This is a genomic window from Kribbella sp. NPDC048915 (genome assembly GCF_040649595.1).
Lineage (GTDB): Bacteria > Actinomycetota > Actinomycetes > Propionibacteriales > Kribbellaceae > Kribbella.
This window is the reverse complement of sequence record NZ_JBEZFT010000122.1, coordinates 1-17,033: the sequence shown is the minus strand read 5'-3', so window position 1 is coordinate 17,033 and position 17,033 is coordinate 1. Positions and strand designations below refer to the sequence as shown.

12 protein-coding genes are annotated in these 17,033 nt (G+C 70.6%); 5 read left to right on the top strand and 7 right to left on the bottom strand.

What is annotated here, in order from left to right; all coding sequences use genetic code 11:
- Nucleotides 1–759 precede the first annotated feature (759 nt).
- Nucleotides 760–1,797 (bottom strand): LacI family DNA-binding transcriptional regulator, encoded by a 1,038-nt coding sequence (locus AB0B82_RS34020; protein ID WP_360178228.1) that lies wholly within the window; start codon nucleotides 1,795–1,797, stop codon nucleotides 760–762.
- A 154-nt stretch (nucleotides 1,798–1,951) separates the two neighbouring features.
- Here AB0B82_RS34020 and AB0B82_RS34015 point away from each other — a divergent pair, with 154 nt between their 5' ends.
- Complete coding sequence (locus AB0B82_RS34015; protein WP_360178225.1) at nucleotides 1,952–2,656, top strand: copper homeostasis protein CutC; 705 nt, start codon at nucleotides 1,952–1,954, stop codon at nucleotides 2,654–2,656.
- On the top strand, nucleotides 2,653–2,919 hold the full coding sequence (locus AB0B82_RS34010; RefSeq protein ID WP_360178222.1) for a DUF4031 domain-containing protein: 267 nt from the start codon (nucleotides 2,653–2,655) through the stop codon (nucleotides 2,917–2,919). The genes AB0B82_RS34015 and AB0B82_RS34010 overlap by 4 nt, the downstream gene beginning before the upstream one ends.
- Nucleotides 2,920–2,947: 28 nt before the next feature.
- Here AB0B82_RS34010 and tuf read toward each other — a convergent pair whose 3' ends face one another.
- The 4 genes from tuf to AB0B82_RS33990 form a co-directional block, all read right to left on the bottom strand.
- On the bottom strand, nucleotides 2,948–4,135 hold the full coding sequence (gene tuf, locus AB0B82_RS34005; RefSeq protein WP_360178219.1) for an elongation factor Tu: 1,188 nt from the start codon (nucleotides 4,133–4,135) through the stop codon (nucleotides 2,948–2,950).
- A 306-nt stretch (nucleotides 4,136–4,441) separates the two neighbouring features.
- Nucleotides 4,442–6,823: a PQQ-binding-like beta-propeller repeat protein gene (locus AB0B82_RS34000; protein WP_360178216.1), complete on the bottom strand. Its 2,382-nt coding sequence runs from the start codon at nucleotides 6,821–6,823 to the stop codon at nucleotides 4,442–4,444.
- A gap of 205 nt (nucleotides 6,824–7,028) precedes the next feature.
- Nucleotides 7,029–9,278 (bottom strand): PQQ-binding-like beta-propeller repeat protein, encoded by a 2,250-nt coding sequence (locus AB0B82_RS33995; RefSeq protein ID WP_360178213.1) that lies wholly within the window; start codon nucleotides 9,276–9,278, stop codon nucleotides 7,029–7,031.
- A 67-nt stretch (nucleotides 9,279–9,345) separates the two neighbouring features.
- Nucleotides 9,346–9,657: a helix-turn-helix domain-containing protein gene (locus tag AB0B82_RS33990; RefSeq protein WP_360178210.1), complete on the bottom strand. Its 312-nt coding sequence runs from the start codon at nucleotides 9,655–9,657 to the stop codon at nucleotides 9,346–9,348.
- Nucleotides 9,658–9,743: 86 nt separating this feature from the next.
- Between AB0B82_RS33990 and AB0B82_RS33985 the strand changes: the two genes are divergently transcribed.
- Genes AB0B82_RS33985 through AB0B82_RS33975 form a run of 3 tightly spaced genes read left to right on the top strand, consistent with a single transcriptional unit; the run spans nucleotide 9,744 to nucleotide 13,404 of the window.
- Nucleotides 9,744–10,934 (top strand): MFS transporter, encoded by a 1,191-nt coding sequence (locus tag AB0B82_RS33985; protein ID WP_360178207.1) that lies wholly within the window; start codon nucleotides 9,744–9,746, stop codon nucleotides 10,932–10,934.
- Nucleotides 10,935–10,978: 44 nt separating this feature from the next.
- Nucleotides 10,979–11,998 (top strand): hypothetical protein, encoded by a 1,020-nt coding sequence (locus AB0B82_RS33980; RefSeq protein WP_360178203.1) that lies wholly within the window; start codon nucleotides 10,979–10,981, stop codon nucleotides 11,996–11,998.
- Nucleotides 11,995–13,404 carry a hypothetical protein gene (locus AB0B82_RS33975; protein WP_360178201.1) on the top strand — a complete coding sequence of 470 codons (1,410 nt, stop codon included), beginning with the start codon at nucleotides 11,995–11,997 and terminating at the stop codon, nucleotides 13,402–13,404. Before AB0B82_RS33980 ends, AB0B82_RS33975 begins: the two co-directional genes overlap by 4 nt.
- Here the strand turns inward: AB0B82_RS33975 and AB0B82_RS33970 are convergent.
- Both AB0B82_RS33970 and AB0B82_RS33965 read right to left on the bottom strand, forming a co-directional pair.
- Nucleotides 13,390–15,399 carry an AAA family ATPase gene (locus AB0B82_RS33970; RefSeq protein WP_360178198.1) on the bottom strand — a complete coding sequence of 670 codons (2,010 nt, stop codon included), beginning with the start codon at nucleotides 15,397–15,399 and terminating at the stop codon, nucleotides 13,390–13,392. The two genes, AB0B82_RS33975 and AB0B82_RS33970, sit on opposite strands and share 15 nt — an antisense overlap.
- A 40-nt stretch (nucleotides 15,400–15,439) precedes the next feature.
- Nucleotides 15,440–16,219 (bottom strand): phosphatase PAP2 family protein, encoded by a 780-nt coding sequence (locus AB0B82_RS33965; protein ID WP_360178195.1) that lies wholly within the window; start codon nucleotides 16,217–16,219, stop codon nucleotides 15,440–15,442.
- Between the last annotated feature and the right edge of the window lie 814 nt (nucleotides 16,220–17,033).

Below are 17,033 nucleotides of genomic sequence, written 5' to 3'. Positions count from 1 at the left end.
TCAACGACCACTGCACATCCGACAACAACCGAAACCTCGACACGACACCAAGGCTCTCAACGAACAGCCCCAATGTTTGTCAGACACGCTCTAGGAGAGTTTCGCGGGTCAGCAGTTGCCGGCGGTGCAGGGCTGGTACGAACCCGGCGAACTGGGTTGGCTGGGTTGGCTGGGTTGGCTGGGTTGGCTGGCTTGGCGGGGTTGGCGGGGTTGGCTGGGTTGGCCGGGCTGCCGGCGTGGTCGCTCGGCGCGAGTCGAGGGAGAACGTGTGCTGCCCGGGGTCTCCTGGACGACCGCGGCCGTCGTGGGCGCTCGTGCGGGCCAACATGGTGGGTCAACCTCTCGTGTTGGGGGTTCTCTGCTGGTGTACGAGCGGAGAACCCCCACCACGCGTGGTTATCCCCCGCGTGGGAGCCACCCGACCGACCCGAAACAGTTGACGGGTGCGGGCGCGTTGGGCGGTGGGGTGTCAGCCGGTGACCGTCTGGCAGGTCGGGGCGGGGTCGATGCGGTCGGCGAGGCGGAGTTCGCGTTCGGCGACGGAACGCAGTACGGCGCTCAGCCGCGCGCGCACCGGCCGGTTCCGGGCGGGCTCGTACGGCTGCTGGGGAGCGTCCGGGAGGGCCGAGTGGCTGAGGGCGCGGCGTTCTCGACCGCGGTGTTACCGGCAATGAAGTGCAGCATGATTCTGCTCCCTCCTGAGAGCGTGATCGATCGTCCCGGGAACCGAGCGGTTCCTGGGACGGGTCTGTGGTGTCGTCAGTGTTTGGGCGCGGGTCCGCTGGTCGACCGGACGATCAGTTGCGTGGGCATCAGCAACTGGCGTTCGGTGGTCGCGGGGTCGAGCAGGATGCGGCCGACGGCGCGCCCTTTGTCCTTGATCGGCTGGCGGACCGTCGTCAGACCGGCGGCCGCCGCGGCGGGGATGTCGTCGAATCCCGCCAGGGTCAGATCGCGACCGGGGGTCAGCCCCCGGACTTTCATCGCTTCCAGGGCGCCGAGCGCCTGGACGTCGCTCAGGCCGACGATGGCCGTCGGCCGGTCCTGCGAGTCGAGCACGTACTCCGCGCCGCGCAGGCCGGACTCGAGCGCGTTGTGGCCGCCCGAGACGATCCGCAGCCGGGCGTTCGGCATCGCCTTCTGCAGGCCCTGGATCCGCAGCTCGCAGTCGGTGTACCCGACCTGATCGACCGTCAGCTCCACCGGCCGGCCGCCCGCGGCCTGAGCGTTGTCGACCAGCACGACGACGTCCCGGTGCCCCAGCCGGGCCAGGTGCTCGCCCAGTTGCGCTGCCGCCTCGACCTCGTCGATCGCGACCCAGGACAGGTCCGGGTGATCGCCACGGTCGGTCGACACCGCCGGAATCCCGCGGTTGGCGAGGATCTCGAGGGCCGGGTGCCCGCTCGGCACGCAGAAGATCGCCGCGCCGTCGATCGCCGCCTGCTGGACGGCGTTGCTGCCGCCGGCGATGTCGGTCGAGCTGAGCGGCATCAGCAGCAGGCTGGTGGCGAACTCCTCGGCCACCTCGGCCAGTCCGGCCAGGAAGCCGACCGCGTACGGGTCCGAGAACGCGTAGGCGAGCTTGTCGGTGAACAGCACCCCGATGGCGCCGGCTTTGCCGCTGCGCAGCGCGCGTGCCGAGGCGTCCGGCCCGGCGTACCCGAGCTCCTGGGCGGTGGCCAGGATCCGCTCACGGAGTGTGGCGGAGAGCTGGTCGGGCTTGTTGTAGGCGTTCGAGACGGTGGACGGCGAGACGCCCACGGCCTTCGCCACGGTCTTCAGGGTCACTCCGGCCATCTCCACCACCTCGCTCTGGATCGTTCTACTAGAACGTTCTAGAAAAACGATACAGAAGCCCCGCTGCCAGTGCAACACCATTTCCTGCCACTTCGGGGAGCTATTCGTGAGCGGTTCCCGGCGGTCGCGGCCCGGGTGCGAGAGGATGGGGCGCATGGGTTCGTTGCTGGAGATCATCGCGTTACACCCCGCGGACGCGGAGGCGGCGCAGGAGGGCGGAGCGGACCGGCTGGAGCTGTGCGCGTCGATGGACACCGACGGCCTCTGCCCGTCGGTGTCGACGGTCAGCGCGATCCGGCGGGTCACCGATCTGCCGTTGCGGGTCATGCTGCGGCTGGAGAACTCGTTCACCGTCACCGGCGGCGACCTGAACCGGCTGACCGCGATGGCGCAGTCCTTCCTGGCCGCGGGCGCGGACGGGTTCGTGCTCGGGTTCCTGACGCCGGACAACCAGGTCGACGTCGAGTCGGTGACCGCGCTGGTCAGTACGTTCGAGGGCACGCCGTGGACCTTCCACCGCGCGATCGACGCCGTACTGGACCAGAAGCCGGCCTGGCGTGCGCTGCGTACCCTGCCCGGGATGGACTGCGTGCTCACCGCCGGATCGTCGCTGGGTGCGTCGCACGGGCTGGACGAACTGTGCCGGCTGGCCAAGGACGACCAGGCGGTGGCCGGCGTGATGATGGCCGGCGGCGGCCTGCAACCGGAGCATGTGCCGTGGCTGTACCAGGCCGGCGTCCGGCGGTTCCACGTCGGTACGTCGGTCCGCCAGGACGGGTCGTGGACGAAGGCGTACGTGAACTCGCGGTTCGTCCGCTCCTGGCGCAACCTGCTCGACGCGCAGGACGCCCGCGGATGATCCTCATCGACCCGCCCGCCTGGCCCGCCTGGGACCGGGTGTGGTCCCACCTGGTCAGCGACGAGTCGCTGGCCGAGCTGCATGCGTTCGCGCAGGCGGCCGGGATCCCGGCGCGCGGCTTCGACCGGGACCACTACGACGTGCCGAGCGACCGGTACGACGACCTCGTCGCGGCCGGCGCCGTACCGGTGTCCAGCCGGGAGCTGGTGGAGCGGCTGATCGCGTCCGGGCTCAGACAACGGAAACGGCCCGCACCGAAGTGAGGGCCGTTCCGTACTACCGGATGAGTAGCTAGTCGAGCAGCTCGGTCACGGTGCCCGCGGCGACGGTGTGACCGCCCTCGCGGACCGCGAAGCCGAGGCCGACGTCCATCGCGACCGGCTTCTCCAGCTCCACCCCGAGCTCGATCGTGTCGCCGGGCATCACCAGGGCGATCTCACCCAGGTCGATCCCGCCGGACACGTCCGTGGTCCGGAAGTAGAACTGCGGCCGGTAGTCCGCGGCGAACGGCGTGTGCCGACCGCCCTCGGCGGTCGACAGCGCGTGCAGGTTCGCCCGGAACTTCCGGTGCGGCCGCACACTGCCCGGCAACGCCACCACCTGGCCGCGACGGACCTCGTCGCGCTTGACGCCACGCAGCAGCACCGCCGCGTTGTCGCCCGCGTCCGCGGACTCCAGCGACTTGCCGAACGTCTCCAGACCGATCGCCGTACTGGTGATCGTCGGGCCGAGGCCGACCACCTCGACCGCGTCGCCGAGCTTCAGCGAACCGCGCTCGACGGCACCGGTGACCACTGTGCCGCGGCCGCTGATCGTGAGCACGTTCTCGATCGGCATCAGGAACGGCTCGCCGAGCTCACGGTCCGGCACCGGCACGTAGCTGTCGACCGCGTCCAGCAGCTCGCCGATCGCGGCGGTCCACCGCGGGTCGCCCTCGAGCGCCTTCAGTCCGGACACGCGCACGACCGGTACGTCGTCGCCGGGGAAGCCGTACTCCGACAGGAGTTCACGGACCTCCAGCTCGACCAGGTCGAGCAGCTCCGGGTCGTCGACGGTGTCGGCCTTGTTCAGCGCGACCACGAGGTACGGCACGCCCACCCGGCGCGCGAGCAGCACGTGCTCCCGCGTCTGCGGCATGGCGCCGTCCTGCGCGGACACGACCAGGATCGCGGCGTCCACCTGCGCGGCGCCGGTGATCATGTTCTTCACGTAGTCGGCGTGGCCCGGCATGTCCACGTGCGCGTAGTGCCGGGTCGCGGTCTCGTACTCGACGTGCGAGATGTTGATCGTGATCCCGCGCTGCAGCTCCTCCGGGGCACGGTCGATGCCGTCGAAGGCGACGAAGCGGTTCACACTCGGGTCGCGCTCCGCGAGCACCTTGGTGATCGCGGCGGTCAGCGTGGTCTTGCCGTGGTCGACGTGACCCATCGTCCCGATGTTGAGGTGCGGCTTGGTCCGCACGAACTGGCTCTTGGCCATCAGAAATCCTTTGCATGTCAGGCGATCGGAAGGTTGACCAGGACCCTCCGGCAAGCCCTCACAGCGCTGTCACCGCACGGAGGGGGCCGGTTACCAGCCACCCTCTTCCGCGGGTCCTGCTCAGCAGGAAGAGGGTCGGCTTCGAGTGCCGGTGCAATCGACTGACGGAGCCCACGTGGGAGCGCCCGTCAGGCCCTTGCCTGACAGGTCGAACTCGAAAACCACGCGGAACATGCGGATCACGCTAGACACGAACGCTGCCTCGGGCAACGTAATTCCCGCCCTGCCGGCCCGGGGGCAGCGGCGTCAGTTCAGCGCGAACAGGCGGGTGCCGTCGGAGAAGACGGGGCGCGCGGCGGCCACGGTGACGGCCGGCTTGTCGCAGGTGACCTGCTCGGACTTCGCCACCGGCTGGGCGTTCGGGCTCGCCAGGATCGGGCGCGGCTGCACGCCGGTGGTGCCGATCATCACGGGGGAGCAGCTGCCGTTCTGCTGCGGCATCAGGGTCACCACGCGTCCGTCCGGCAGCAGTGCGAACCCGTTGCGCGGGTACTCCGGCTGCTGCAGTCGCGGTGGCACCTGCAGCAAGTGATGCCACTGCGGCGTCCCGTCGGCAGGGCTCGACGACGAGACGTCGTACGTCTGCGGCTGTCCGGGGTCGCTCGCGGACCTGCAGGTGACCAGCACCAGCGCCGCGTGCGTGGCGGCCAGTTGGGCGTCGCAGGACGAGGAGCCGAGTCGCGGGCGGGGCGTGCCGGGGACCGGCGTGGTCCAGATCAGCCTGCCCTCGGTGACGTCGACGGACCACTGGTACAGCGTGCCGCCGGCCGCACCGGTCCAGATCAGTCCGGAGATCTCTCGGGTGTCCGGTACGGCGACCAGGTCGCCCACCCACGTCGACGGGTCCAGCTCCGAGCTCAGCTCGATCCGGGCGCCGAGGTCGACCTCCCAGCGCTGGGCGCCGGTCTTGGCGTCCAGGCCGCGGACGACAGCCCGACCGCCCGCACAGGCGTCCACCACGACGGCCTGGTCGCCGACCAGTGCCCCCTCGGTCACGGCGCACCGCACCTCCGATCGCCAGTGCGTCGGACTGCTGACGCCGTGCGCCACGACGAAGTTGTCCTCGGCGACCAGCAACCGGTCGGAGTCCACGGCCAGCGCGGTCCCGTCGGTGTCGACCTCGGTCAGCACCTGTCCGCTCACCGCGTTGAGTACGGCGTACGTCGGCAGCTTGATGCCCGCGGGTTCGCGATGCGCCGCACGCGGGAGGTGCGCCACGACGGTGCGGCCGTCGCCGGACACGACCAGGCCCTTCGCGCCGCTCGATGCCGCGTCCTGGACGTCAGCGCGGGAGTAGCGCCACCTGATCTGACCGGTGGCGGCGTCCGACATGACCACGCCGTCCGGCCGCAGTTCAGCCACGCCACCCGCCGTACCGACGATCGCACCGGTCGCGGGGACCTCACGGGTCCACGCCAGCGTTCCGTCGAGCTGGACCGGCAGTTGGGTCGGCTGCGCGGTGGTCGTCGTACTGACGGTGTTGGCGGTCTCCAGCCGCGCCTGAACGAACGGCTCACCGGCCGAGACCACGATCCACGCCAGCAGGGACGCGCAGACAGCCGTCGCACCGAACCCCAGCCAGCGCGGTGGCGCCTGCGCGTACGGCGGTGCGAGGCGCAGCCGGCGTGCCAGCGCCAGGAGGGCACCGGCGAGGACCAGTGCGACCGAAGCGATCAGCAGGTACGGCCAGCGCTCCGACATCGCCGCACCGGGCTGGGCGACCGGCCAGCGCCACCAGCAGATGCCGACGGCGATCAGCCCGACTGCTGCGAAGACGATCGCCGGGATGGTCACGAGCCGCTGCTGCGAGCGCCGGAACCACGCGCACGACAGTGCGGCCGCGACCGCCGTACCGGCGATCGGCGCCCACACCGGGAAGCCACGGACGTCGGCCGGCTCGGCCGGCCACTTGGCCGCCGCGCCGAGGCCGCGGCCGAGCAGGACCGAGGACGCGACGACGGCGCCGAGCGCAGCGCCGAAGTACACGATCGGGACCAGCCCGCCGATCGGCCGGGCGGCCTTAGGGCCCAGGGACTCGACCTCCCGGGCCAGATTCGCTCTGGCCGGAGCTTCCCATTCGTTCTGGCCGCGCTGGGTGGCGTACAACCGGGTCCCGCTCAGGCCCTGCAAGAACGCCATCCGGCCGCGGGCGAAGTCGCGGTCGGCGATGTGCGCGTACTCCTGCCGGATGCCGGCGGCGTACTCGTCGTACCGCTCGGCGTTCAGGCTCAGGATCCGCAGGTCCGCGTCGCAGAGGACGGCGCCGTTTCGGTCGTCGGGAGCGCAGTCGTGGCTGGCGGTCAGGCGGACCAGCCGGCCGACCTCCTCGACGCGCTCGGCCTCGACGCCGTACGCCGCCAGCTCGAGCTCGGCCAGCTGCGCCGAGACCTCCTCGTTCTCACCGGGGTCGGCCTGCGGGTCGTAGATCGCGTCGTGGAACCAGGCCGCCAGCCGCACCGTGTCCGGGTCGGCGGCGTACTCGGCCAGCTCGTCGACGGTCTGCAGAACCTCGGTCAGGTGCTGCTGTGTGTGATAGTGGCGGTGTTGCTCTGCGTAACGAGCCAGCAGGTCATCGCCCAACGGCTGCGCGTGCGGCAGCAGGCGATTCCACTGGTCGCGCAGGTCCATGGCAAAGCAGTCTGGCATCGGTCGGGAGTCCTGGCCGACCGATCCGGGGCCGCCGGATCGGTCCGTGGCCAAAGCGATATCGGCTTGTCACCTGAGCGGTTCGACAGGTGCGCTCCGCAACGAAGTGCGGACGCCGGGACTGCGGCGCACGTCACACTCCGGCGTGACCAGGGAGCCGGCCCGAAGTCGCCGCTACGGGGAGTTACTAGCGCAGAGCGATCACCGTGTCGCGGCCCGAGGTCAGTACGAGGTTGCCGACCGCGCGCGGATCCCGCGCGCAGTTGATGCCGGCGGGCAGCCGGACCTGCCGGAATCCGGTGCGGCCGATCACGTTCGCGACGCAGGTGCTGGAGCCGCGGCTCAGCGAGACGACCCGGCCGTCGGCGGTGACGGTGACCTTCATCCGCGGGCTCACCGGCGCGTGGGTCTGCCAGGCGGTCAGTCCGGTGTTGGCGTCGATGGCAGTCACCACCGTCCGCCGGTTCTCCGCGCTGCTGGGGCCGGGGCAGTCGACGACGATCAGGTACTTCCCGGCGGCGTTCAGCAGGGTGCGGCAGGCCCAGGTCTTCGGCACCTGCCAGCTCCACCGGACGTCGCCGGTGCGCGGCTCGATCGCGGTCAGTGCGGCAGGGACGTCGCCGTCGCCGCCCGGCTCGGCCACGACGACCAGGCCGGCCACCACGACCGGTCGACGGTAGGTGTCGGTCGAGGTCCTCGTCCAGAGCTGCTTGCCCGAGCCGACGTCCAGCGCGGTCAGCTCGTCCGGCCGGTCGTCGCAGGTGTGGCTGACGAAGGTGAGGACGGTCTCGGCGGTGGCGATGGCGCCGGTGTCGGTGCAGTCGCCGGAGTCGTACGTCCAGCGTTCGTGACCGCTCGGATCGACCCCGTGCACCTTGCCGTCGCGCTCGGCGGTCAGCAGCGGCTGGGCCTGCAGGATGTAGTTGTCCCGGGTGCGGCCGGGCCACGCGTCCTTCCGGCGTCCGGTGTTCGCGTCGAGCAGCAGGTAGCCGACGTCGGCGAACTGGGCCAGCACGTACTCACCGTTGCCCGTGGCCGCGATCACCGGCTTCTCGTCGGAGTCGGTCCGGCTGTAGCGCCAGCGCAGCGCGCCGGTGGCCGCGTCGAGCATCTCGACCACGCCGCTCGGCCGGGGGATCGCGACGCCGTACCGGGTGCCGATCGCCTCGTCCGCCCCGGAGCCGGAGACAGAGTTGCTGACCCAGGCGACGCCCCCGTCGAGGACGGACGGTACGGCGTTGCCTGCTTCGCCCGGTGCACCCTCCACCCGCTCGTTCGACCGGAGCACGTAGCTGCGGGACAGCGGCTGCACGATGAGCAGCAGGACAAGTGCAACAGTCGCGGGTACGGCGAGCCACGCGAGTTGCTGCCCCAGGTTGCGTGCCGGGAGGAAGCGAGCGGTCCGGGTGCGGAGAAGCGACGCGACGAGCGCGGCCGACCCGGCCAGCGTCAGCAGGACCAGCGCGGAGATCAGGAGCGGGACTCGGAGGCCTACGCCGACGCCAGGGTTGGTTCGCGGCGCTTGCGCCCAGGCGATGAGCAGTCCGGTGACAGCGGTCGCCAGTACGGTGCCTGCGACCAGGCGGGCGCGCTGACTGGCGCTGCGGGCGCACCGGAAGAGCAGGGGTGCACTGAAGAAGGAGAAGACTGCCAGTGCGACAGTCGGCCAACCGGTCTCGTCCGGTTCGGCTGGTGTACGCCAGGACGCACCCGCCGCGGCAATGGCCACCATGGCCGCGGCGATCCCGGTGAACAGGGCCGTTGCGGTGAGCGCGGCCTGTTGCCAGCCTCGCCATGGAGCGGGGAGTTCGCTGTCCAGTTCGGCCAGCTCTGCCTCCAGGTTGACCCGGGCAACCGGGCTGAGACGCTGCCTGGCCAGTTGGGTGCGGTACAGGTGCCCGTCGAGCAGTTCGCGGACCTCGTCGTACCTGTGCTCCAGTGCGGCCCGCCGGTCGCCGGCGTCGCGCCGTACCTCGGCTGTGTGGACGGCGTACCGGCTCGGGTCCGCTGCGAGCACGGCGTTGACGGCGTCCAGCAGTACGTCGCCATTCGCGTCGCGGCGGGGTGGTGCGTAAGAGTCGGGAGGTGGTGCGGCGAGGTCGCCGGTCAGCCGGACCAGCCGGGCGACCTCCGCGATCCGCACTGGCGGTACGCCGTACTGCGGGAGGAGCCGCTCCGCGAGACGCGCTGATGCCTCGGCGTCCTCGGCCGGTGTGCCGCCGGGCTCGTGGACCGCGCGGTGGAACCAGGCGGCCAGGCGCACGCTGGTCGGGTCCGTGGAGAGCTGGATGAGTGAGTCCAGCGCGGTCAGGACGATCGTGAGGTACTGGTCGCGGTACGCGCGGCGGGTGCGGTCGACGTACCGCGTGACGAGTTCGTCGGCCAACGGGGCAGACGCGGGCACCAGATCGTCCCACCGCGCCCGGAGCTCCACCACCGCTTCAGTCTGCCAGCCGTCGTGCTACGACCGTCCGTCGATCACCCCACCGCGGCTTTGCGGTTGGCTACTGCTTGGCTGACAGGACGCCGGTGAGCAGGCCCGGGTAGAGCGCCTCGAGGTCGTCGCGGCGCAGTGTGCTGATCCGCCGCGTGCCCTCGACGTGGGTCGACACCACGCCGGCCTCGCGCAGGATCTTGAGGTGGTGCGCCCGGGTCGACGCGGTCACCGGCAGCTCGAGCTCGCCGCAGCTGATCCCGGCCGGCGCGTCGGCGAGCGCACGCACGATGGTCAGCCGGACCGGCTCGCCGAGCGCCTGGAGAACCGCCTCGACGCGGATCTCGTCCCGCTCCGGCTGCGGGACCTGCTTGCTGGTCATGGGTCCATAGTACGACGTTTGTCGAACTTCGATGATCTTCGTAGTACGATGGCCGTCGAACTAACCGCCACCCTGAAAGGCCTTTGATGTCCGCACGGATCTACCTGCTCGGCGCGGGCGCGTTCGCGGTCGGTACCAGCGCGTACGTGGTGTCCGGTGTGCTGCCGGACGTCAGCTCGGAGCTGCACGTCTCACTCACCGCCGCGGGGCAGCTCGCCACCGCGTTCTCGCTGGCCTACGCGGTCGGCGCCCCGATCCTGTCCACGCTGACCGGCCGCTGGGAGCGTCGTACCCTCCTGATCGCCGCGCTGGTCCTGGCCGCGGTCGGCAACCTGATCGCCGCGGTGGCCACGAACTACTCCGTTCTGATCGGCGGGCGCGTTGTCGCCGCGTTCGGGGCGGCGCTGTACACACCCGCGGCCACACTGTTCGCCACCAGCCTGTTGCCTCCGGAGGAGCGTGGCAGGGCAGTCGCTGTGGTCTTCGGCGGTCTGACGTTCGCGCTGGTTCTCGGTGTGCCCGCGGGGACCTTCCTCGGTCCGACACTCGGCTACAAGGGCGTGTTCGGTCTGATCACCGCGGTGGCCGTCCTGGTCGCCATCGCCGAGCGGGGCGTGCTGCCGAAGGTCGACGCACCTCCTGTGGTCAGTCTGCGCGAGCGGTTCGCCGGGGTGACCGACCGGCGCGTGCAGGTCGTCCTCGCGATTACCATCCTCGCCGTGCTCGCCGCGTTCAGCGTGTACATCTACATCGTCCCGCTGCTCAAGCACACCGCCGGCCTGACCGGCAACGCGACCGGCGTCCTCCTGCTGCTGTACGGCGTGGGCGCGGTGATCGGCAACTTCGCGGGCGGGCGGATCACCGACCGGTTCGGCAGCCTGCGCACGTTGGTCGTCCTGATGGTCGCCGTCACGGCGGTGATGGCCACGCTGGACCTGACGCTCAGCACACCGGTCGGCGCTGCCATCGCGCTCGTCGTCTGGGGCATGCTGACCTGGGCCTTCAACCCGCCCGTCCAGAACCTGCTGCTCGAGCTGGGCGGTGGACTCCTCATCTCGCTCAACGCGTCCGCGATCTACTTCGGTGCGGGCCTGTCGGCAGTGGTCGGCGGACTGGTCATCCAGACCCTCGGAGTCGAGTACCTGCCGGTGCTGGGCGCCGCACTGTCGCTGATCGTGCTCGGCCTGGTCTACGTGCTGTGGCGGGACCCGACACTGCAGCGGGTCGAGGAACTGGAGCGGGACGAGAACCTCTACCTGAGCGCAGCGGCCGACTGAGTCACTAGCTAGGGGAGAACCTGCCGTAGGGCACCCTGTTGCCCATGCGTCTGCTTGCCGGTGTGCTGATCCTCGCCTCCGCGCTGACCCGGTCGACCGACCCGGGCACCGTGGCGGACGGGTGGCAGACGTCACCTGTGTACGTCGACCCGACGCAGCGGTCGCTCGTACCGGACGAGGACGCGGCTGCACTGGCCGACCGCATCCGCGGGCACGACCCGGCGATCCACATCGCGGTCGTGCCCGCCGCCGTACTCAACGACGGCAACGCAGCCAGCACCGACAACAGCACGGCGGCGCACAAGTACGTCGACGCGGTGGTGGACGCCCACCAGCAGGACGGCATCTACCTGGTCGTCTTCGGTGGGGCGATCACCTGGGGGAGCGCGGTCGGCGTGGACGTACCGATCGCCGACATCCTGACCAAAGAGTTGGCCAAGCACAGCCGCTCCGACCCCGCCGGAATGCTCAACGGCGTCCTGGACGAGCTGGGTGTGCAGGAAGCACCGAAAGGCACATCAGGTTGGTTGTGGCCGGTGCTGATCGCGCTGGCGGTACTGGTCCTTGCCGGGCTCGGCCTGTGGTGGTGGAAGGCCCGCCGTAGGGAGGACAGCGGACCGGCGCTGTACCGCCCGTCGTTCGAGGTGCTGCCGGATGAGGTGGACACACTCGAGGAGCGGCGGGCCGCCGCGCGGGAGGACGTCACCCGGTTCGGTGAGGAACTGGATGCCGCGGACGTGCGTCTGGACGGCATGGAGATCGCAGCGGACGTCCAGGCATCGATGGACGCGTACGCCGCGGCCGGCCGGGTCGTCGACGGGGAGCCGAACGACGCCACGCTGCGAGAGGTACGCGCCACCGTCGAGTACGGGCGCTGGCGGCTGGCCTGCGCACAGGCCGCCGTCGCCGGTACGCCCGCACCGGCCCGGCGGGCCGAGTGCTTCTTCGACTCCGCACACGGGACCTCCGTGACGGACTGGATGTACACGCCGCCTGGTGGGCAGCCGCGGGAAGTCCCGGTCTGCGACGCCTGCCGTGACCGGCTCTCGGGAGGACCACGATGAAACGCCTGCTCGCCGCACTCGCGGTGGTGACCCTCTGGGCCCTGCCGACGCTGCCCGCGGCCGCCAGCCCCGGCGTCTACATGAACACCGTGGCGTCGCATCTCGGCGACCCCGGCGTCTGGGCGGACCCGGACGTGACCGAGCTGGACCCGAGCGACGTGGCCGAACTGGACGCGCTCGCGAAGAGCGCGGCGGCTCCGATCCGGATCGCGGTGATCCCGGCGGCCAAGATCAACGTGTCGAAAAGCGAGTACTCGGTGCGGCCGGCCTGGGAGGGCGAGGAGATCGCCGACCAGCTGTACGACCGGGTCGGGGTGGAAGGCGTGTACGCCGTCCTCGTCGACGCATCGTCGCAGTCCAAGGGACGCGGGTTCCACGCGGTGCAGCGGGCCGACCACGGACCGACGTACTTCGTGGGCGACGCGGTCGACCAGGCCGTCGACTGCTGCGCGCCGGACTACGAAGAAATGATCGAGCGGTTCATCCAGCGCGCGCAGGTCGTCGACAAGCCGTTCTACGTCGATGCGGCACCCTTCGCCGGTGGTGCGGCCGGCATCATCGCGCTCTGGACCACCGTCACCGGACTCGGTGCCCGCCGGGCCCGCCGCCAGGACGAGGCGGCGCATCTCAAGGTCGCGCAGCCGCTGCTCGACGAGGAGATCATCGCGCTGTCACAGCAGGTCTCCGCGCTGCCGACGACAACGGATCCGCAGAAGTCGAAACTGTCGAAGGACATCCTGGACACGGTCGAGAAGGCACGGCAGCGACTCGATGCGGCCAAGGGCGACAAGGACATCGAAGCGGTCTCCACGCTGCTCGGGTCGGCGCGCTACGGCCTGGTCTGCCTGGAGGCGGTCCGGGCCGGGCAGCCGATTCCCGAGCCGACGGCGCCGTGTTTCTTCGACCCGCGGCACGGCCCGAGTACGGCGCAGGTGCGGTGGAAGCCGGAACGCGGTGCCGAGCGTGAGGTGGACGTGTGCGCGGCCTGTAAGCAGCGTGACGAGGCCGGCGCGGAGCCGGCGATCCGGATGGTGAAGGGCTTCCAGCTCGAGCGCCCGTACTGGGAGTACGCCGAGGACCTGTCGGCGTACGTCAACGGGTACTGGTCGCGCGGGGACGGCACGCAGTGGTGGTACCCGGACTCGGACTTCCGGCGGCGCGGTGAACAGATGCGGTCGCGCTGGCGGTCCCGCCGGCCGGGTGCGCGGTTCAGCCGGATGCGGTCGAACGTCGGCAGCACGCTGGGCAGCTGGGCGGCGTCGTCGTCGAGCGGCTCCGACGACGGTGACAGTGGCTGGTACAGCGGCTCGAGCCGGCGCAGCTCGTGGTCGTCGCGGACCCGCTCCAGCGGTGGCGGCTCGTCCCGGCGGTCGTCGCGCCGGTCCGGCGGCTCACGCGGTTTCTAGTACCGCGGGCAGGTCCTCACTGTGCACCACGGCCAGTGAGGTGACGGCACGCGTCAGGCAGACGTACAGGCGGCGGAGTCCGGTCCGCTCGTCCGCCTCACCGGCGACGATGCCGGCCGGCTCCACCAGCACGACGTGGTCGAACTCGAGGCCCTTCGCGAGCGATGCCGGTACGACGTCCAGGTGCGCGTCGACGTCGTCCTCGTCGCCGAGCACCGAGAACGGGATGCCCTGCAGCGCATCCCGGGCCGCGGGGACCAGTGCGTCCGGGACGATCAGCCCGATCGAGCCGAGCCGCTCGGACACCTCGCGGACAGTCTGCACGGCAGCGGCAAGGCTGTCCGGGACGCGGGTGATGGTCAGTTCACCACGCGCCCGCCGTACCGCGGTCGGCGGTTTGAGATGCGGGGCGATGGTCGGAAGGAGGCGGGCCGCGTACTCGATCACCTGACCGGGGACCCGGAAGCCGGCGGTCAGCTCCTCGATGTGGGCCTCGGTCTTGCCCAGGTGCTGCAGCGCCTCGTCCCACGACGGTGTCGCCCACGGTGTGGTGCCCTGCGCGATGTCACCGAGCACAGTCATCGAGCCGGTGGAGCAGCGTCGGCCGACAGCACGCAGCTGCATGGCGGACAGATCCTGCGCCTCGTCCAGCACCACGTGGCCCAGCGACGGTGTCCGGTCGACCAGGTCGGCGATCTCATCGATCAGTGTGGCGTCGGCGACCGACCACTTGGCCGCGCCGGCCGAGCGCGGCACCTTGTCCCAGATCAGCAGCGCCTGCTCGTCCGGAGTGAGGATGCCGTCGGCGTGCTGCGCGAGGAGCTCCGGGTCGGTGAACAGCCGGAAGAGAAGCTTCGCCGGGTCGACGGCCGGCCACAGCGCGTCGGCGTACTGCTTCACCGGGCGACTGCGCGCCACCGAGTCCTGCACGCGGTCGTCGGGGGAGTCGCCGGCCGCCTCCATCCGCAGCAGCACGGCGTGCGCCAGCCGCTGCGGCAGCATCGCGCGTCCGGCGCCGTACCGGACACCGCGACTGCGCAGCTCGCTGACCAGCTCCTCGGCCTGGTACGCCGCCACGCGCCAGCGATGCGCCCCGCGCGGTACGACCAGTGGCTCCTCGGGCAGCTTCACGTGCGACCACACGGCCCGGTGCAGCACCTGGGCCATCCGCGCGTCGCCCTTGAGGACGTCGACCGCTGCGGGACCCGGCCCGGCGATCTTGACGTGGGAAACGAGGTCCTCCACGGTGGTTTGCTTCGCCTCGATCTCACCCAGTGCGGGCAGGACGTCACCGATGTAGCGCAGGAAGCTCGCGTTCGGACCCACCACGAGCACACCGGCGCGGCTGAGCTGGTCGCGGTACGCATAGAGCAGGTACGCCGCCCTGTGCAGACCAACCGCGGTCTTACCGGTACCGGGCGCTCCCTGGACGCAGATGGTGTCCTCGACGCCCGCGCGGACAATGACGTCCTGCTCCGGCTGGATGGTGGCCACGATGTCGCGCATCGGTCCGGACCGGGGCCGCTCGATCTCGGCGTCCAGGATGTCGCTGTGCTGCTCGGCCTGACCGCCCGCTGTGAGGTCCTCGTCCTCGAACGCGGTCATCTCGCCGTGCGTGAACCCGAACCGCCGGCGGAGGCCCACACCCATCGGCTCGGCCTTGCCGGCCCGGTAGAACGGCACCGAGATGTCGGCTCGCCAGTCGACTACCAACGGCTCGCCCAGGGCGTCGTTCACGTGCCGGCGACCGATGTGGAACGTCTCGTCGGTCGGCTCGACATAGTCCAGCCGCCCGAAGAACAGCGGGACCTCCGGGTCGTCCTCCAGTTCCTTCATCCGTCGATAGATCGCGGCCAGCAGGAACTGCTGGTTCACCCTGTCCGCACTGTGGATCTCCAGTGCTCCGGTCTTCTCCCGCATCGCCGCCAGTGCCGCCCGGGACGTCTTCAGATAGTCCCGCTCGGCCTGGAGTGTGTCGGACGTGTCTGCGGGCATGCTGAAACCTCCAGGGGGTGCTGTGGGGAGCCCAGCTACGTTACTTGAGCACCCTGCGCGGTGGAACCGAATTACGTGCCCGCGGCCGGTCGGCGTGCAGGCCGGGTCGCAGCAGGAACGGCAGGCAGGCGGCCAGCAGCACCAGCGCGACCAGACCGTCCAGCCAGTAGTGGTTGGCGGTCGCCACGACCACGGCGAACGTGACGATCGGGTGCAGGAGCCAGAGCCAGCGCCAGCGCGACCTGGTGATCAGGACCATCGACAGCGCGATCAGCGCGGCCCAGCCGACGTGCAGGCTCGGCATCGCCGCGAACTGGTTCGCCGCACCGCCGGTGTGGTCCGGACCGTACACCGACTGCCCGAACAGCAGCCCGGTGTCGACGAAGCCCGGCATCATCCGCGGCGGCGCCAGCGGGAACGCGATGTGACCGATCAGTGCGAGTCCGGTCAGCGACACCATCGTCCACCGGACATGTGCGTACGCCTGCGGCCGCAAGATGCTGAGCCACAGCAGTACGGCGGCCGTCAACGGCGCATGGACGCCGGCGTAGTACAAATTGGCGCCCTGGATCGCGTGCGGGAACTGCAGCGCCCACTGCTGCACCGCCGCCTCGTTCGGCAGGTGCAGCCAGTTCTGGAACGACAGCACCTCGTGAGCGTGGTCGAACGCGGAGCCGGAGTGCCGCGCGGCCAACTGCCGGCCGGCACTGTAGACGAGGAAGAGAGTGGCCAGCAGAACCGCTTCCCTGACCACTCTCCAGAAGACCTTCGGTTGTACTACCCCGCCCTGCCCCACCCGCTCCGGCGCTACTGTCCCCATACCGTTCGACGGTACCTGCCGACTGGTCAGGATCTCCCCAGGCGCGACCCTGAAGTTGCCCTGGGCAACCCCGGATCACCGCACGGTGGGTTCACCCACGGTGTTGTGGGTTCCGCACCCTTCAGACCGGTCAGGAACCCACAAGACGGTGGGTGAACCCACCGCGCGCGACCAGCCGGGCCACGCCGCCCGCCGGCCGGGGTCATGTGGCGCGTCGGCTGGGTCGTGTGGCGTGGTGGCGTGGTGGCGTCGTGGCGTGATGGCGTGGTGGCGTGGGGTGCGGTGTGGGCGTAGGGGCTTCGGGGTTTCCGCCGCAAGGTGGGTTCACCCATGGTGTTGTGGGTTCCGTACCCTTCACACGGGTCAGGAACCCACAACACGATGGGTGAACCCATCGTGTGGGAACGCGCGCGGCGTCCAGCGCAGTCCAGCGCAGTCCAGCGCGGTCCGGCGTGGTCCGGCGTGGTCCGGCGCGGTCGGGCGCGGTCGGGCGCGGTCGGGCGTGGTCGGGCGTGGTCGGGCGTGGTCGGGCGTGGTCGGGCGCGGTCGGGCGAGGTCGGGCGAGGTCGGGCGCGGTCGGGCGCGGTCCAGCGCGGCACAGCGTGGGCGGCGACTCGGTCATCCAGCCCCACCCACGGATCGGTCACAAGAGCCGGGTATCCGTTCGTGTTGGGGGCTGTCTGCTCGTGTACCAGCAGAGAACCCCCAACACGAACGGTTAACCCCAACGCCGTTCGGTTAGCCGTCTGGTGTGGTGGGCAATGGGTTGATCGTGATGTGGATGGTGGTGGGGTGGGTGCGCCGGTCGGTGTGG

What these genes read in the sequence shown, in the direction of transcription:
- AB0B82_RS34020 (WP_360178228.1), bottom strand. Translation starts at nt 1,797, where the DNA reads ATGGCCGGAGTGACCCTGAAGACCGTGGCGAAGGCCGTGGGCGTCTCG.
- AB0B82_RS34015 (WP_360178225.1), top strand. Translation starts at nt 1,952, where the DNA reads ATGGGTTCGTTGCTGGAGATCATCGCGTTACACCCCGCGGACGCGGAG.
- AB0B82_RS34010 (WP_360178222.1), top strand. Translation starts at nt 2,653, where the DNA reads ATGATCCTCATCGACCCGCCCGCCTGGCCCGCCTGGGACCGGGTGTGG.
- tuf (WP_360178219.1), bottom strand. Translation starts at nt 4,135, where the DNA reads ATGGCCAAGAGCCAGTTCGTGCGGACCAAGCCGCACCTCAACATCGGG.
- AB0B82_RS34000 (WP_360178216.1), bottom strand. Translation starts at nt 6,823, where the DNA reads ATGGACCTGCGCGACCAGTGGAATCGCCTGCTGCCGCACGCGCAGCCG.
- AB0B82_RS33990 (WP_360178210.1), bottom strand. Translation starts at nt 9,657, where the DNA reads ATGACCAGCAAGCAGGTCCCGCAGCCGGAGCGGGACGAGATCCGCGTC.
- AB0B82_RS33985 (WP_360178207.1), top strand. Translation starts at nt 9,744, where the DNA reads ATGTCCGCACGGATCTACCTGCTCGGCGCGGGCGCGTTCGCGGTCGGT.
- AB0B82_RS33980 (WP_360178203.1), top strand. Translation starts at nt 10,979, where the DNA reads ATGCGTCTGCTTGCCGGTGTGCTGATCCTCGCCTCCGCGCTGACCCGG.
- AB0B82_RS33975 (WP_360178201.1), top strand. Translation starts at nt 11,995, where the DNA reads ATGAAACGCCTGCTCGCCGCACTCGCGGTGGTGACCCTCTGGGCCCTG.
- AB0B82_RS33970 (WP_360178198.1), bottom strand. Translation starts at nt 15,399, where the DNA reads ATGCCCGCAGACACGTCCGACACACTCCAGGCCGAGCGGGACTATCTG.
- AB0B82_RS33965 (WP_360178195.1), bottom strand. Translation starts at nt 16,219, where the DNA reads ATGGGGACAGTAGCGCCGGAGCGGGTGGGGCAGGGCGGGGTAGTACAA.